Source organism: Paenibacillus hemerocallicola (genome assembly GCF_006265175.1).
Taxonomy (GTDB): Bacteria; Bacillota; Bacilli; order Paenibacillales; family NBRC-103111; genus Paenibacillus_AB; species Paenibacillus_AB hemerocallicola.
In genome coordinates this window covers 126,551-143,210 of the sequence record NZ_VDCQ01000009.1, presented here as the reverse complement: position 1 = coordinate 143,210, position 16,660 = coordinate 126,551, and the positions used below count along the sequence as shown (strand labels likewise).

General features: G+C 50.3%; 18 protein-coding genes. 15 read left to right on the top strand and 3 right to left on the bottom strand.

Translation table 11 applies throughout. The annotated features are described in order from the left end of the window. The first annotated feature begins 15 nt into the window (after positions 1-15). The 13 genes from FE784_RS09070 to FE784_RS09015 all read left to right on the top strand — a co-directional run bounded on the left by FE784_RS09070 (position 16) and on the right by FE784_RS09015 (position 12,219). On the top strand, positions 16-1,248 hold the full coding sequence (locus tag FE784_RS09070) for a glycosyltransferase (RefSeq protein ID WP_176706070.1): 1,233 nt from the start codon (positions 16-18) through the stop codon (positions 1,246-1,248). Positions 1,249-1,282: 34 nt separating this feature from the next. Beyond that, positions 1,283-2,548: a glycosyltransferase family 4 protein gene (locus FE784_RS09065; protein WP_139601852.1), complete on the top strand. Its 1,266-nt coding sequence runs from the start codon at positions 1,283-1,285 to the stop codon at positions 2,546-2,548. 56 nt (positions 2,549-2,604) lie between these two features. Beyond that, positions 2,605-3,906 (top strand): nucleotide sugar dehydrogenase, encoded by a 1,302-nt coding sequence (locus FE784_RS09060; protein WP_139601850.1) that lies wholly within the window; start codon positions 2,605-2,607, stop codon positions 3,904-3,906. 42 nt (positions 3,907-3,948) lie between these two features. Then, positions 3,949-4,554 carry a sugar transferase gene (locus FE784_RS09055; protein WP_281287056.1) on the top strand — a complete coding sequence of 202 codons (606 nt, stop codon included), beginning with the start codon at positions 3,949-3,951 and terminating at the stop codon, positions 4,552-4,554. Continuing rightward, positions 4,541-5,542, top strand: a complete 1,002-nt coding sequence (locus FE784_RS09050) for an ATP-grasp domain-containing protein (RefSeq protein ID WP_139601846.1) — start codon at positions 4,541-4,543, stop codon at positions 5,540-5,542. Before FE784_RS09055 ends, FE784_RS09050 begins: the two co-directional genes overlap by 14 nt. Further along, positions 5,520-6,188, top strand: coding sequence for an HAD family hydrolase (locus FE784_RS09045; RefSeq protein WP_139601844.1), 669 nt, complete (start codon positions 5,520-5,522; stop codon positions 6,186-6,188). The genes FE784_RS09050 and FE784_RS09045 overlap by 23 nt, the downstream gene beginning before the upstream one ends. A 14-nt stretch (positions 6,189-6,202) precedes the next feature. After that, positions 6,203-7,363, top strand: a complete 1,161-nt coding sequence (locus FE784_RS09040; protein ID WP_139601842.1) for a DegT/DnrJ/EryC1/StrS family aminotransferase — start codon at positions 6,203-6,205, stop codon at positions 7,361-7,363. Further along, the gene (locus FE784_RS40740) at positions 7,360-7,518 is read left to right on the top strand and encodes a hypothetical protein (protein ID WP_176706069.1); all 159 of its coding nucleotides are present in this window, start codon (positions 7,360-7,362) and stop codon (positions 7,516-7,518) included. The genes FE784_RS09040 and FE784_RS40740 overlap by 4 nt, the downstream gene beginning before the upstream one ends. A gap of 29 nt (positions 7,519-7,547) precedes the next feature. Then, entirely contained in the window at positions 7,548-8,438 is an 891-nt protein-coding gene (gene galU / locus FE784_RS09035) for a UTP--glucose-1-phosphate uridylyltransferase GalU (protein WP_139601841.1), read from the top strand. A gap of 60 nt (positions 8,439-8,498) precedes the next feature. After that, the gene (locus FE784_RS09030; protein ID WP_139601839.1) at positions 8,499-9,152 is read left to right on the top strand and encodes a sugar transferase; all 654 of its coding nucleotides are present in this window, start codon (positions 8,499-8,501) and stop codon (positions 9,150-9,152) included. Beyond that, a complete protein-coding gene (locus FE784_RS09025) occupies positions 9,133-9,945 on the top strand; it encodes a formyl transferase (RefSeq protein WP_246131963.1) in 813 nt (270 codons plus the stop codon). Before FE784_RS09030 ends, FE784_RS09025 begins: the two co-directional genes overlap by 20 nt. Positions 9,946-9,951: 6 nt before the next feature. After that, positions 9,952-11,052 (top strand): lipid II:glycine glycyltransferase FemX, encoded by a 1,101-nt coding sequence (locus FE784_RS09020; RefSeq protein WP_139601837.1) that lies wholly within the window; start codon positions 9,952-9,954, stop codon positions 11,050-11,052. A 75-nt stretch (positions 11,053-11,127) separates the two neighbouring features. Further along, positions 11,128-12,219 (top strand): acyltransferase family protein, encoded by a 1,092-nt coding sequence (locus FE784_RS09015; protein WP_139601835.1) that lies wholly within the window; start codon positions 11,128-11,130, stop codon positions 12,217-12,219. A 356-nt stretch (positions 12,220-12,575) separates the two neighbouring features. Here FE784_RS09015 and mtnA read toward each other — a convergent pair whose 3' ends face one another. Then, on the bottom strand, positions 12,576-13,667 hold the full coding sequence (gene mtnA / locus FE784_RS09010; protein WP_139601833.1) for an S-methyl-5-thioribose-1-phosphate isomerase: 1,092 nt from the start codon (positions 13,665-13,667) through the stop codon (positions 12,576-12,578). 24 nt (positions 13,668-13,691) lie between these two features. Continuing rightward, the gene (mtnK, locus tag FE784_RS09005; RefSeq protein ID WP_139601831.1) at positions 13,692-14,897 is read right to left on the bottom strand and encodes an S-methyl-5-thioribose kinase; all 1,206 of its coding nucleotides are present in this window, start codon (positions 14,895-14,897) and stop codon (positions 13,692-13,694) included. A gap of 229 nt (positions 14,898-15,126) precedes the next feature. On the opposite strand from mtnK, the gene FE784_RS09000 reads away from it, so the two are divergent. Next, a complete protein-coding gene (locus tag FE784_RS09000) occupies positions 15,127-15,579 on the top strand; it encodes a Dps family protein (RefSeq protein WP_139601830.1) in 453 nt (150 codons plus the stop codon). A gap of 99 nt (positions 15,580-15,678) precedes the next feature. On the opposite strand, the gene FE784_RS08995 is transcribed toward FE784_RS09000, so the two are convergent. Further along, on the bottom strand, positions 15,679-15,855 hold the full coding sequence (locus tag FE784_RS08995; RefSeq protein ID WP_139601828.1) for an asparagine synthase: 177 nt from the start codon (positions 15,853-15,855) through the stop codon (positions 15,679-15,681). A gap of 143 nt (positions 15,856-15,998) precedes the next feature. On the opposite strand from FE784_RS08995, the gene FE784_RS08990 reads away from it, so the two are divergent. After that, positions 15,999-16,571 carry a DUF1802 family protein gene (locus FE784_RS08990; protein ID WP_139601826.1) on the top strand — a complete coding sequence of 191 codons (573 nt, stop codon included), beginning with the start codon at positions 15,999-16,001 and terminating at the stop codon, positions 16,569-16,571. The last annotated feature ends 89 nt before the right edge of the window (positions 16,572-16,660 follow it).

Sequence of the window (16,660 nt, the reverse complement as noted above, 5' to 3'; positions counted from 1 at the left end):
AGGACGATGCCAAACATGAAGAAAGTGATGTATGTTACCGCAAGCACCCCTTGGGGAAAAGGGGAGACGTTTATCATTGAGGAGGTCCGGGCTCTCAGAGCTTTGGGACATCAAGTGGTGATCGTGCCGAGAAGCCCGGACAACGCCGTTTTTCACGACAAAGCGAAGCAGCTTGTCGACGACTCCGTCCGTCTTCCTCTGATCAATGTTAAAATGCTGCTTTTGCTTTGTTTATATTTGCTGATCGATCGGCGTGTATGGAGTCTGCTGCGGGACATATTCATCTGCTCCAGAAACGTCAAAATGCTGATCAAGAATTTATCGGTGCTTCCTAAAGGGGTCTTTATCGGTAAACGGTTCGACAAGGAAGAAATTAGTCACATCCACGTACATTGGGGCTCCACGACTGCGACGATGGGGTATATCGCCTCGCGAATTTCAGGAATCCCCTGGAGCATGACGCTCCATAGGTGGGATATCGCGGAAAACAATATGCTGAAGCTGAAGGTAGCTTCAGCAGCTTTTACGAGATGCATCGCGGAGGACGGAAGGAAAGAGCTGCTGGGCATCGTCGGCGATCAGTACCGCGATAAAATAAAAATTATTTATATGGGCGTATGGATGCCTGAGGCTAGCCGCAGCGCACCTGTCTCCCGCATTAGGTCGAACGTCGTCATCGCTTGTCCGGCAAACCTGATCGAGAAAAAAGGACATCGCTACTTGATCGAGGCTTGCAAAATGATTGCCGAACGAGGCAGCACGGATTTTACTTGCCTGCTTATGGGAGATGGTCCCTTGCAGGAACAGCTAGTGCGGCAAATCGAGCAAGCGGGTCTGCAAAGCCGCTTCACCTTGCTGGGCCGAGTTCCACATGATCGGATCATGGCTATGTACCGCGAGCGTGAGGTTGACATCGTCGTACTGCCGAGCATCGTTACCGACGACAAAGAACGGGAGGGGATACCGGTCGCTCTCATGGAGGCAATGGGGTACGGCGTTCCGGTCGTATCTACGGATACCGGAGGCATTGGCGAACTGATTACGGAAGGATCCGGTTTTTTAATCGAAGAGAAGAACGCTGATCAGTTGGCGGAAAAGCTCGAATTGTTAATACGGGAGCACGTGCTGAGGAGCCAAATCGGCAAAGCCGGTCAAAGCCGGGTTGCGCAAGATTTCGATATTGTCAAAAATGCGGCCGCGATTGTTAGAAATTTCTCCCGAAGAAGCAAGATCAAGCTCAGCGGCTGAACGAGGTCATTATGCAAAAGGACGTGAGCATCGTTTGAGAATATTATTGCTGCATCAGTATTTTCTGGATGACGGTGAACCGGGAGGTTCGAGATTCAATCAGTTTGCGAAGTATTGGGAGGAGCAAGGTCATGAAGTTACCGTCGTAGCCGGCAATGTCAATTACTCGACGGGAAAGAAACAGGAGAAGTACCGGGGAAGATACATTACAAAACAAAAAAAAACGGATAAAACTACCGTTTATCGAACCTACGTATCCGAGGCATACAATGCCTCCTTCGCCGGCAGATTATGGGCCTATATGTCATTCACGCTGTCGTCGCTTATCGCCTGCTTATTTCATGTCGGCAAGCACGATGTCTTAATCGTTACTTCCCCTCCGCTATTCGTAGGCATAACGGGAATAATAGCGAGCTGGCTCAAGCGGATTCCGATGATATTCGAAGTCCGGGATTTATGGCCGGAATCGGCAATAGATACGGGCGTGCTCAAGAACGGTTTGCTGATCAAGGCCGCTTATTTGGTAGAGAAGCTGTCTTATAAGTACGCTACAAAAATCAATGTACTGACACCTGCATTCAGGGAGGCATTGATTCGAAAGAAAGGAATTGCGGCGGAGAAGCTGATATTCATACCGAACGGAGCGGATCTGGATATATTCCAGCCCGGAGATAAACACAACTGGGTCCGAGAGCGTTACCAGTTGCACGATAAATTCGTCGTCTCTTATTTCGGGGCCCACGGTGTGGCCAACCATCTGATTTCGTTAATCCGGGTAGCGGAAATTTGCCGGGACATTCCGGATCTGGTATTCGTGCTTGTCGGCGACGGCATGGAGAAGGAACGGTTGCAGCAATACGTTCAGGATAAGGATTTGAACAATGTGCTCTTTATACCGCCGCAGCCCAAAGCCTACATGCCCGACTTTTGCCGGGCATCGGACGTGTGCACGGCCGTCTTGCAAAAGATTGAAACGTTCAAGACAGTATATCCGAATAAGGTATTCGACTACATGTCCTGTGCCAAGCCGATCTTGCTGGGAATCGACGGGGTAGCCCGGCAGCTTGTCGAGACGAGCGGCGCGGGCTACTACGTTGATCCGGAATCGCCTGAATCGTTCAAAACGAAGATCATGATGCTGTACCGGGATTCCCAATTATCGGAACGGTTGGGCCGCGACGGATTCGAATATGTAAAGCAGCACTTCTCGCGGGAAGCATTGGCGGGCGAGTATGAACGAGAGCTTCGGAAAGTGATCGGTCGAAACCGGACCGATGTCGTATACTCGCGACCGCTATGATACGATTTGTATCTGAAATGGGGGCTATTTGGTGAATGAGGAGTGAACTGGGTCATATGACAAGAAAAATTTGTGTAGTCGGATTGGGATATATCGGTTTTCCAACTTCTTTAATGTTTGCGAAGGCGGGCTTCGAAGTGATCGGCGTCGATATTAATGAGCAGGTAGTGGCTTCTCTTCAGGAAGGCCGGGTCCACCTTGAGGAAACCGGGTTGAAGGAAATGTTCGAACAAGTGAGGGCTGCTCATCACTTTAAAGTTGCGGGGAAGCCCGAACGGGCGGACGTTTTCATAATTGCCGTACCGACCCCGGTCAATGAGGATCATACCGCCAACCTGGATTATGTAGTTTCGGCGACGGAATCCATCTTGCCTTATTTAAAAATCGGGGACACCGTCATTGTAGAGTCGACGATTCCGCCGGGAACGACCAGTGAGATCGTCGGGCCATGCATTCAAGCTTCCGGCTGGCAAGTCGGAGACGAAATTTATTTGGCGCATTGTCCGGAACGAGTGCTGCCAGGCAGCATTTTCAAGGAGCTGGTGGAAAATAACCGCATTATCGGGGGATACAACCGAGTGTCGGGGGAAAAAGCAGCAGACGTATATCGCTCCTTCGTAAAAGGAGAAGTGCATATCACGACGGCCATTTCTGCGGAAATGGCCAAACTGATGGAAAATACGTTCAGGGATGTCAATATTGCGCTCGCCAACGAGTTGGCGAAGCTTTCCGAAAATGCCGGAATTGATGCGCTGGAAGTCATCCGGCTCGCCAATCGGCACCCGCGCGTCAACATCCACCATCCCGGTCCCGGTGTGGGAGGACATTGCATTGCGGTTGATCCGTATTTCGTGATCGAAAAAGCGCCTCACCTTACACCGTTAATGCGCACCGCACGCGAAATCAACAATTCAATGCCCGCATTTGTGGCCGGTCTTGTCGAAAAGCTGGCATCGCCTCACTCGGGCGCCAAAATTGCCGTATTCGGAATTACCTATAAAGGAAATATCGGAGATACGCGCGAAAGTCCGGCGCTCGAAATTATTCATTTACTGGAGCGGAAAGGATATTCGGTATGGCCTCACGATCCTCATGCAGGGGAGACGGATGCAGCAATCCGGCTGCACTCGGCCGCAGAAGCGGTTCGCGATGCCGACTGTCTGATCGTCCTTGCCGATCACGATGAGTTTGAAGTGATTCGGGAGCAGTGGCTTAACGCGATGAGATCGCCGATAGTATTGGACACGAAAAGCCATGCCAGGCTTGAGCAGGGGGCGAATGGCAGGATCTATAATTACGGAAACCTGCATGAGCTTTCCCGGGAAGAAGCATTGCTTGCCGTTGCCAATGCGAAATAAGCGACGGGCATGAGGGAGGGGCGGCTGATGGCCTATAAGATTGTGAAAAGAGTGTTTGACTTCTCCGCTTCCTTCGTAGCCATCATTGTCCTATTGCCGCTCATCGTTTGCGTAGGATTTATGGTTCGCCTGAAGCTGGGTTCGCCGGTACTATACAAACAACAACGTCCCGGCTTGAACGGACATCCTTTTTACATTTACAAATTTAGAACGATGGCGGATCTTTACGATTCGGACGGTACTCCGCTTCCCGATGAATCGAGACTTACCGAATTCGGGAAGATTTTACGCCGATTAAGTTTGGACGAATTGCCTCAGTTATTCAATGTAATCAAAGGCGAGTTGAGCTTGGTTGGCCCCAGACCCCTATTGATGGACTATTTGACCAAATATACGACATGGCAAGCGAGGCGGCACGAAGTAAAACCCGGTATGACGGGACTAGCACAAGTGAGCGGCAGAAATGCGATCGGTTGGGAGCAGAAATTCGAACTCGACGTTTATTATGTGGATCATCTTTCATTCCTCCTGGATTTGAAAATATTGATGAAGACCGCATACAAGGTGATTCATTCTGAAGGCATCAGTCAGCAGGGGCATGCGACGATGCCCGTATTCGAGGGAGAAAAAACGAATGAAACCGTTTAACATTTTATTCACCAGCGCGGGCAGACGCGTTTCGCTAATCAAGCATTTCAAAGGGGTTTTGTCTCAACTTGGTTTATCCGGAAAAGTGGTGACCACGGACGTGAATAAACATGCTCCCGCCGCCTTTATTTCCGATTTGCACATCTTGGTGCCAAGGGCGACAGAGCCCGATTACATCGAGAAACTGATGGATATATGCAGCAGGCACGAAGTGCGCCTGCTGATTCCGCTTGTCGATACGGAGCTGCATCTTCTGGCGTGCAGGAAAGAGCAATTCGAACAGTTGGGCGTAACAGTACTGGTTTGCTCGCCCGAAGTGAACGACATTTGCTACGACAAAAGAAATACGCACCGGTTTTTCAGGAACATCGGCGTCAAAACGCCCGAAGTGCTGGATCCCGAGCATTTGCTGGAAGATTCCTCGTTCGAGTACCCGGTTTTTCTGAAGCCTGCTACCGGCAGTTCCAGCAAAGGAGCTACCCTTATTCATAATGCGAGAGAACTCCGGTTTTTCAAGGATTACGTGCCCGACGCGATCGTTCAAGAAAATATCGAAGGGGAAGAGTTTACTCTGGACGTCTTCGTCGATTTTAAAGGAAGCGTTCGCTGCATTGTTCCCCGCAAGCGTATAGAAACCAGGGCCGGAGAGGTCAGTAAGGGGATGACCGTAAAGCATCCCGAGATTATGGCGGGAGGGACGAAGGTTGTAGAAAAGCTGCCCGGCGCAATCGGGTGCGTGACGGTTCAATGTTTTCTGACAGCAGCAGGTGAAGTTATTTTTATCGAGATCAATCCCCGGTTCGGAGGCGGATTTCCGCTTTCCATTAAAGCGGGCGCCGATTTTCCGAGATGGATCGTCGAGCTGATGCTGGGCATGGAGCCGGACATATCGCTGGATAATTGGCAGGACGGGGTCGTCATGCTTCGCTATGACGATGAAATTATTGTCAGTAAGGAAATGATCGATGAGCCAAGTTATCGTATTTGACCTCGACGATACGTTATATGCAGAGAGCGATTTCGTGTTGAGCGGCTTTCGGGAGGTCGGCAATTGGGTGCGCGACGTTCACGGGATAAGCGGCTTTTACGAAGCCGCTGAAAAGTTGTTTCTGGATGGGATCAGGGGCACGATTTTTAATGAAGCATCGACGCTGCTAGGTATGGATTCGGATCAACATACCATTCAAACGATGCTTCAACTATATCGCAGCCATCATCCCCGTATTTCACTCTATGCGGATGCGGTTTGGGCTTTGGAATATTACGGGACGGTCAAGAGGCTGGGGGTCATAACAGACGGCTACTTGGAGACCCAAAAAAATAAAGTGCAATCTCTGGGTATAGCTGGTCAGATTCCTTGCATCGTGTATTCCGACGAGCATGGGAGGGAGAACTGGAAACCTAGTCGGATACCTTACCTCAAAATGATGGATTATTACGATTTCCAAGCGTGCGAGTACGTCTATGTGGGGGATAACCCGGCTAAAGATTTTGTCGCGGCAAATGAACTCGGGTGGAAAACGATACGAATCAACCGACGCTTCGGTTTATATCATCATTTACCACTCGATCGTTCTTATGAGGCACATTTCGTCATTTCCAGTTTGTTTGAATTGAAAAATCTGATCGATTAGCAGGAGTGGAACTCATGGAACAATCGAAAAAAGTGTATTTGTCCCCCCCTCATATGGGAGAGTCGGAACGCCTGCTGGTGGAAGATGCCTTCCAATCCAACTGGATAGCCCCCCTGGGTCCCCATGTGGATGCATTCGAAAAAGAGCTGGCGGATTATGTCGGCATTAACGGAGCGGTTGCGCTCGGCTCGGGAACTGCAGCGATTCATCTGTCCTTGAAGCTGCTTGAGGTTGGCAAAGGGGACACGGTTTTTTGCTCAACCCTTACGTTCGCGGCCAGCTGCTTTCCCATTTTGTACGAAGGCGCCATTCCGGTACTGATCGATTCGGAGCCCGAGTCATGGAACATGTCGCCGCTTGCGCTCGAGAGAGCATTCCATGATGCAAGCAAAGCCGGCAAAATGCCAAAAGCGGTTATTATAGTAAATCTCTATGGACAAAGTGCGGATATGACGCCATTGCTATCTATTTGCGATCGGTATGGCGTTCCTGTAATCGAAGACGCCGCAGAATCGCTCGGAGCCACCTATAAAGGCAAAGCAAGCGGAACGTTCGGTAAATTCGGCATTTACTCCTTCAACGGCAATAAAATCATTACGACATCCGGTGGCGGCATGCTCGTTTCGAATCATCTGGACGCCCTGGATAAAGCCCGATATTGGGCTACACAGGCGCGCGATCCCGCTGTCCATTATCAGCATAGCGAGACGGGCTATAATTACCGGCTTAGCAATATTTTGGCGGCGATCGGCAGAGGACAGCTTAGGGTGCTCGATAAACGGGTCGATGCGCGAAGACGCGTATTCGAAACGTATCGGGAGCAACTATCCGATGTGCCAGGAATACATTTTATGCCGGAGGCGTCCCATGGCCTTTCAACCCGATGGCTGACCGCTATGACTATAGATCCGGATGTATGCGGAGTAACTGCCGCTCGATGCGTCGAATCTTTAGCGGCATTTCAAATAGAGGCGCGTCCGGTTTGGAAACCGATGCATTTACAGCCGTTGTTCCAGGACTGCTTCTACTATCCTCATAGGGAAGGAATCAGTGTGTCGGATAAATTGTTTGCCGAGGGCATTTGTTTGCCGTCTGGATCCGATTTATCGGAGGAAGATCAGAATAGGGTCATTGACATTGTAAGAAATAGCGCTCAGAGGGCAGTCAGTGTATGAACGCGGCCGGTGATGTCAAGAGCACCAGGAAACTGGCGAAAGACTTGCAAAAATTTATAGCCGCCGCGCAAGAGGAGAAGGAAGACTGCCATTCCGCCAAACCTTATATTGAAGATTTGAAGCGAATCTTGCTGAAGCATATCAAGCCATTGTAATGCTGCTTGCAATTGGAGGAAACGATTTGATGAAAGTGAAGAAAGCGATAATACCTGCGGCTGGATTAGGCACCCGATTTTTGCCCGCAACCAAGGCTCAGCCTAAGGAAATGCTGCCTATTGTGGATAAGCCTACAATTCAGTACATCGTGGAAGAAGCGGTCGCTTCGGGCATCGAAGATATCATGATCGTAAGCGGAAGAGGCAAAAGAGCGATCGAGGATCACTTCGATAAATCGTTCGAGTTGGAAGAGGCTTTGTTCAAAAAAGGCAAATGGGACGACTTGGAAGAGATCAGAATGATAGCGGATATGGGCAATATCCACTACATTCGGCAAAAAGAGCCGTTAGGTCTTGGGCATGCAATTTGGAGCGCTCGAGCGTTCATCGGTTCGGAGCCGTTTGCCGTTCTACTTGGCGATGACGTTATTTTGTCGGATACGCCTTGTCTAAAGCAGTTGCTGGATGTATTTCAGCGATATCAAGCATCGGTAGTCGGCGTTCAGAGCGTACCTGAGAAAGATGTAAATAAGTACGGTATTATCAAGCCGTCCGGAATCGAGATGGAATCGAACGTGATACCGGTGGAAAGCTTCGTTGAGAAGCCTGCTTTACACGAGGCTCCTTCGACCTATGCCATCATGGGGCGGTATGTCCTTTCTCCGTCCATATTTGACTTTCTCGAAAAACAAGAGCCCGGAGCCGGTGGAGAAATTCAACTGACGGATGCTATTAAACGTTTAAATCAGAATGAACAGGTGTTGGCCTATCATTTTTCAGGCAATCGCTACGATGTGGGGGACAAACTCGGGTTTATTAAAGCCACAGTCGATTTTTCTTTGCAGCGTAAGGAATTGAAGGACGATATTCTGGGATATCTGCAATTCGTTCTGGATAAGCATGTATCGGTTGCCCGTTGAGAATCCGCACATTCGATCCGGATGACGGAAATCAATATCGCTCTGGACAGGAGTGTTCTTATGATTGTAAAGCGGCTTGCCGACATCGTTCTTTCGCTTGCCCTGCTGGTTCTGACTCTTCCCATTATTGCAGCTGCAGCCATTCTGGTCAAAGCGAAAATAGGGTCACCTATTATTTTTAAACAGGAACGTCCGGGACTCGACATGAAGCCGTTCTGGATATACAAATTCCGGACTATGACCAATGACAGGGATTGGCATGGAAATATGTTGAGTGACGAAGTGCGGCTTACTCCGGTGGGGGCTTGGCTGAGGAGGCATAGCATCGACGAGCTGCCGCAGCTCTTTAACGTATTGAAGGGAAATATGAGCTTAGTCGGACCAAGACCGCTACTGATGAGATATTTGCCATATTTCAACGAAAGGGAAAAGAAGCGTTTTCTGGTGAAACCGGGAATTACCGGTCTCGCCCAAATCGCGGGGAGAACCCACATGGCTTGGAATGAACGGCTTGAATTGGACTCGCTCTATACAGAATCCCGGTCACTTGCGCTAGATATCGATATCATCTTGAAAACGATAGTCAAAGTATATCGCAAGGAGGATTACGTCGAAGTTACGGAAGGGCGGTTACCGGACTTGGACTCGGAAAGAGCGAACATGCCCAACTCATCTCTAAAGGGAGCGACGAGCATTGAAGGATCATACCGATAACAAAACTTCGGTTATACTATTCGGTTCACTTGGTGTTGCGGTGGATTGCTTGGAATGGCTGATGTCTCAGCCATCATTTGAAATTAAGGGTGTCGTTTGCAGCAAGGCGCCCATGACGAAATGGCGCGAAGCGGTCGGCGATCGGGATATGCTGCCTGCAGCAACCCAATATGGAATTCCGATTCTCACAATGGAAGATGTGCTGACCATACAGGCTGATCTTGGGCTTAGCGTAAGATTTCATCAAATCTTGAAACAATCTCACTTGGACCGCTTCTCTATGGGGGTTATCAACTTACACGGAGCGCCTCTACCGGAAATGAGAGGATCGATGACGGACGCCATGGCCATTATCGAGAATAGGGATTATTACGGTACTAGTCTGCATTGGATGGATACGGGAATCGATTCGGGCAATATTCTCGCAGTAGAACGCTTTCCGATTACCTCGGAGGACACGGTATACGATTTATTCGTTCGCAGTAATCGGATCGGATTGGAACTGATCCAAACAAAATTGAATGCCATTATACGCGGCGACATCCATGGGGAATCGCAAGAAATGTTGTTATCGTCCACGGGCCGCACATCCAAAACCTACACCAAAAAAGAAGTGATGGCATGGAAGAGAGTTGTCCCGGAAACGAGGGAAGAGCAGTTATGGAGAGTGGTAAGGGCATTCCAATTCCCGGGCCAGGAGCCGGCCTATATAGAGACTAGAGAAGGGCGGATTTATTTAAGCGCTGGCAGTAACAACAAGGGACTGGGAGAAATGTCATTATCGGAGGGGTAGCAGCTTATGGGTTATTCTATAGTGGACGCAGATTCTCGGGAAGAATGGAATGCATATCTCGGGCAAATTCATAATGCGGATATATATTTCACTCCCGAATACTGCAAAATCTACGAGGAGAACGGCGAAGGCAAAGCCCAATTATTCGTTTATACGGACGGGGACTGCTTTATTTGTTATCCTTATTTGCTGAGAACTATAAACGATTTGCCATGGATTAAGCCGTTGGCAATTAGTGAACAACTGTACGATATTATTACTCCCTATGGATACGGAGGGCCACTGTGCAACGCTCATGATCCGGATATACGAGAAAAATTGTTCGAAGGTTTCTCGGAAACGTTCGGGCGATACTGCAGGGAGCATAATATTGTCAGCGAATTTGTCCGTTTCCATCCGTTTCTGCAAAATGATCAGGACTATAGAGCCGTGAATCCCGTTTATTCCAAAAACACAATCTACATAGACTTATCCCAAACGGAAGAAGAGATCAACAAAAATTTCAAGCCCGATAACCGCAATCGTATTCGGAGAGCACATAAGGCCGGATTGAACGTTGTCCATTCCGATGCGCTGGAAATGGATGAATTGATCAGATTGTACTATACGACAATGGATAAAAAGCAGGCGACATCCTACTATTATTTTTGTGAAAGCTTTTTCCGCAATACGGCCAATTTTTTGGCCGGAAACATTCGCTTGATAGAGGTGAAGTACGGGGAAAAAGTAATAGTTTCCGCTCTGTTCATGCATTATAACAAATACGTCCACTACCACCTTATGGGAGCCAACAAAGATTTTCTTCCTCTTGCACCCGTTAATCTATTAATTAGCGAGGCGATTAAATGGGCAAAGTCGCAAGGATACCATTACTTGCATCTTGGCGGGGGGTACAACGGCAATGACAATTTATTTAAGTTTAAAAAGACCTTTAATGAGTCGGCTACACTGGATTATATAATCGGAAGGAAAATACATCTTCCGGGCGTCTACAAAACGTTGGTGCGTCATCTCGAAATGTTGCCAGACCAAGACTATTTCCCCCTATACCGCCACCCTGCCAATGCAACAAAAACGTTAATGATGTCCGCGAGCAGAGTGCCATAATGCAAATGCATATTTTAACGCCCGGTTGGATGAATTCAACCGGGTTAGTTTTCGATACCGAAATGGGGGGAGAATATGGAAAGAAAACTAATTCCCGAAATGTTTGCTTTGCGCAGCATTGCGTGTCTTTGCCTCGTATTCCGCAACAGTACGAACAGAGCTTTTCCCGAGAGTAGTTTTCTGGGCAATTTTTTTGAACTTCTTCTGACGTTCGGTACTCCAGCCTTCGTGTTTATTTCCGAAATGATATTGGCCAGATCGTACCGAGAGGCTGTCGACCGATCTTTTTGGGAGAAACGGATCAAATACATTTTGGCCCCCTACTTTTTATTCGGTGCGTTTTATGCTGTTATGAAATCCGTACAGAGTTGGGCCGAGAGCGGAGAATTCGTTCTGGGGACGCTGGTCACATATTTGTGGCGGCATGTGCTTATCGGAGATTATCACGGTTATTTCATTTTGATCATATTTCAGTTTTACGCTCTACATTCTTTGATGAGAAAATTTGATTCGATATACTCGCCCCTTTCGGTCGTATTGATCTCTTTCGCGATCAACATAACTTACCTCGGATTCTTCAATTTTATTCCCTCTCCCGAACATCCCGTGATGCAGTATATATGGGCAAAATTTTACTGGATTCCGTTCCCGGGCTGGCTTCTCTATTATGTAGTGGCCTACTACTGCGGTACCCGATATGAAGCATTCAAAGAGATTCTAAGGAAATACGGCCATTGGAGCTTGCTCGCCGTTCCAGCAACAGCGGCTTTGTGTTGGCTTGCGTTGCAGTACGGATGGATCGAGCATGTATCTTCCAAACGAATCGATATGTTGTTTTTTACAATTAGCGTCATTTTTCTCATTTGTTACATCGTATCGAGAGTAAAAAAGGTCCCTTCCATTTTGGTCGGTATAAGCCGATACTCGTTTGGAATTTATTTGCTTCACCCTTTATTTTTGGCGATGATGATCATCCCGCTTCAAATGTTGCGCCTGACCGGCTGGCTAACGGCGTCGTTACTGTTTTTTGGATGCGTTGGATGTTCGATGGTTGCGGCGCATGTACTTAATCTAACGAAGTGGGGCCCTTATTTTGTCGGGAAAATTGGAAAAAGTGAGAGAGAGCAGAATAAACGACATTATTCGGCAGTTGCAATCGACTCTTGAAAAGATTCGAAATGTATCATAATATAGAAATATATACATATTGTATCGTTATCTTTTTCATCCTGCTCGGACTTAATCTAGAGTACAATCGGTCAAGATGGAGTGAGTTGGGCGTATGGCAGATTTACAGATTCAACTGGATATTGTGAAAATTTTGCAGCAGATAGCCGTTGATTCTTGCAAAAGGTCAGATATTCTGGCGAGTGTCAACCGGAAAGGCGACGATCCTACTATGAAAAAAAGCTATCTACGAATGACTCATCGTTGATCTTGCAAAACTTGGAATAGGTAAGCCCAAAACCTCCATAAGCATGGAAGTTTTGGGCTTTTTTTCGACTATCTTTAATCGTTCCTTCTCACCCAAACAACTTCCTCAAATGATCCCCGTAAGGAGCGGTTACAACGCCCTTCTCCGTAATTATCGCCGTCACGTACTCGTTCGGCGTCACGTCGAACGCGGGATTGTACACTTTGACGCCGTGAGGGGCGGTTCGTTTGCCGAACCCTTGCGTGACTTCGTCCTCGCTCCGCTCCTCGATCGGAATTTCGGCGCCTGTCGGCGTGCCCAAATCGATCGTGGACATGGGGCATGCCACGTAGAAGGGGATACCGTGCGCTTTCGCCAAGACGGCGACGCTGTACGTTCCGATTTTATTGGCGACATCGCCGTTGGCGGCCACCCGGTCGGTGCCGACGATGACCGCCTGCACCCATCCTTTCGACATGACCATTCCCGCCATATTGTCGCAGATCAGCGTAACGTCGATCCCCGCCTGCTGCAGCTCGAAGGCGGTCAGCCGGGAGCCCTGCAATACCGGGCGCGTCTCGTCGGCGAATACATTCACGTCCCAGCCGCGTTCTTTGGCCAGATAGAGCGGAGCCAGCGCGGTTCCGTACTTGGACGTCGCCAGTCCGCCGGCGTTGCAATGGGTCAATACCCCGAATCCGTCCTGCAGCAAAGTGAGCGCATGCTCGCCGATCAGGCGGTTCGTTTCCTCGTCTTCCGCCTGGATTTGCTTCGCTTCGGCCAGCATGGCCGCCTTCAGCGCTTCGGCGTCCGCCGCTTCTCCGCCGCCGGCGAGCGCTTCCGCCCTCGCCTTCATCCGATCCAGCGCCCAGAACAGATTTACCGCCGTCGGCCGGGACGTAGCCAAGTATCCCGCCTGCCGGTTTACTTCGGCCAGCACTTTGGCCGTGTCCCCCTCTACGCCGCGTATGCCGAGATAGACGCCGAAGGCGGCGGCAATACCGATTGCGGGGGCGCCCCGGACTTTCAGATGCCGGATCCCTTCCCAGACATCCTCCGCCGTCGTCAGCGGCAAGTACACGATTTGTTCCGGCAGCAGCCGCTGGTCCAGCAGATCGAGCCGATCTCCCGCCCAGATGACCGGTTGCAGCGGCTGACCGGACGCGTCGGCCGTCGGTTGTCCATTTATCGTATGTTCCATCAATGCGAATCTCCTTTGCAGCCGTCAGCGGGTTTCGTTCGTCGCGATGTCGATTACCTCGTCGAAGGAAGCCGCTTGGCGGTGATGTTTGATAAGCGCTTTGCCGATAGACAGCGCCAGCCTTTGCGCGCGTTCCTTGGCGGAAGCATCCTCGATCTTATCGATGTCGGCGACGTGCGCCAAGCCGATGACGCGGCGAACGATTTTGCACCCGGCATAACCGATCGTATCGCGAAGCAACTGCTCCACGTAGATCGATTGAAACCCTTCGGTGCGGGAGATGCGGTCCACGTTGCTCTCATTCCACAACGCGCGGAACTGCAGCTCGAACGTCGACCATACGTCCTTGGCCGTTTCCAGCAAGTAGTTCCTGTACTCGGAGCGGCTCTCGGCATCCGGGCTCCAGCCCTCCTGACCGGCGTAATTCAGCAGCAGGTTGGCGATAACCGCGCCGATGTCGAAGCCCATCGGTCCGTAGTAGGCGAACTCGGGATCGATCACTTTCGTCGACTTCTCGGTGACGAATATGCTGCCGGTATGCAAATCGCCGTGCAGCAGAGCCTGGGCGTTCGTCAGGAAGCCGTGCCTCAGTCTGGCGACTTCCAGATGGAGCTCCGTGTCGCTCCAGATCGTCTCGACTTCGTCCCGGATCGCTTCGTCGAAGCTGTTCGTGTCCGCATCGGTATAAGGATGATCGAAGATCAGATCTTCGGTTATTTTGCACAAGTCCGGATTGATAAATTGCTGCAGACGTACTTTTTTGTCCTGCTGGTTCATGCCGAGATCGGACGTGAAGAACAACGTTTGAGCCAGGAAGCGGCCGATATGGGCGGCGAACTCCGGATAGACGCGGCGCTCGATCAGCCCTTTTCGCATAATGATATGATCGCTCAAGTCCTCCATGACCGTTAAGGCCAAATCCGGATCGTACTTATATACGCGGGGGACGAGGTCCGGGCACAGCCCGCCCTCGATTTGCAGCGCCTCGCTTTCGATGCGCGCGCGGTCGAGCGACAGCGGCCACGATTCGCCGACTACTTTCGCGTAAGGGAGCGCCTGCTTCAAAATAATGCTCGCCCCGGAGGACGGATCGGAAATATGGAACACGAGGTTCAGGTTGCCGTCCCCGATTTCGCGGGACGACAAGGCCGCGCCGTCTTTAAACAAGCCGGGAATCGTCTTGGCGTATTCGATGGCCTCCTGTTCGGTAAGCGGGTGATACTGCGTCATAACGCACCTCCGTAAATGATCAAACTCTTTCCTTAGTATAAGCGATATTGGGAGTCGGGGGAATACCAAGTTAGCCAACCAGAATAGTGGTTATTCGAAAAGCTGCGAAGCGGCACATAGCGAGCGTGCCGAATAGCCACAATATATCCGATAAGCGATTCAAATCCGCGTTTTGCGGGTACTTTAGTTGTATGAACGTTTAGATGTTATCTATAAGGAGGAACGGCTTATGGCAACCGCAACCGAAACGAAATCCGTAGTGGAAACGATCAACAAGCAGATCGCCAACTGGGGCGTGCTGTACGTCAAAATCCACAACTTCCATTGGTTCGTGAAAGGCAAACAGTTTTTTACGCTTCACGAAAAATTCGAGGAGCTTTATAAGGAAGCCGATCTGCGGATTGACGAGCTGGCCGAACGCGTGCTGTCCATTAAAGGCAGGCCGATCGCCACGATGAAGGAAATGCTGGCCGAGTCTTCCATCAAGGAAGCCAATGGCGACGAAAGCGCCGACCAGATGGTCAAGACGATCGTGAAGGATTTCCAGACGATGATCGGGGAAATGCGCAAAGCGATCGATTTGGCGGAAGAAGCGGGCGACCATACGTCGGCGGATATGATGACAAGCGTTCAAACTTCGCTCGAGAAGCACGTATGGATGCTGGAAGCTGCGCTTGGCTAGCTATTTTGGGCGCATTGATTTAACGGCATGGCTTTTGGACAAAAAAGAAAGAGGGCGAACATGCACCCTCTTTCTTTCTTTTTCCTGCTAGCGCTGCATTCAATGCACATCTCTCGGGCTGCGCCGGTGTTCGACCAAATCGATCGCCCCCAGCACGATATGGGCGAGGCCGAAGCCAGCGATCCCGATGCCGACGGCCGGATATTTGCGGCTGAGGGCAACGCCTGAGGCGGTTACGGCTGTACCGAGCACGGTAGGGATCAAGCCTTCTCTCATACGGTTCACCTTCTTTCGCGTTCGGGAGTGGACGGATGAGGACATCCATGTATAGGGTCGGTTTTTCTCCCGTATTTATGCGGCCTCCGTTTGCTTTGTTTTCCCTGCAAATCGTATAATGGGGTACGACGGAGGTGTTCGAAATGAGCAAGGAACCGATTGCGTTAAAGGAATGGGCGGTAGCCATCCGGGCGCTGGCGGAAGGACGTCAGATCGTGCTGATGCGCAAAGGCGGCATCGTCGAGGAAACAAAGGAATTTCGGCTGGAAAGTCCTTCATTTTGGCTATACCCGACCTATGAGCACCAGAAGCGGGAGCTTCTGAAGGAAGAAGCGCAGCCTGCTCTCGCGGAGACGCTGGAAGGCTGGAATCCGGAGGCAGACCTGGCGGATATCGCATGCTTCGCCGAGGTGGCCGCGGATATCGAGGTGACGAGCCAGGAGCAGCTGGACCGGATCCGCGACTTTCATATATGGACCGACCGTTTCGCGGAGGAACGGTTGAAATGGAAGCGGCAGAAGCCTCTTCATGTGCTGCTTCTACGGGTGTACAAGCTTGATGTCCCGGTACGGATGCCGATATTGGAATCGTATTCCGGCTGCAAATCGTGGCTGCGGCTCGAAGGAGATTTTACACCCGGCGGGATGAAGCCGGCGGTCGACGATGAACGGTTCGGACAGCTCGTGAAGCAAATCGAGCGTTTGCTGGTCGGTTGAGGCCTGTCGTGGCGATTTTGCCGGAGGAGCCAACTGGCATCGACTGTCGCTCGCCCTTGAAATGCGGGATCGGTAAAAGCTTTTGTTAC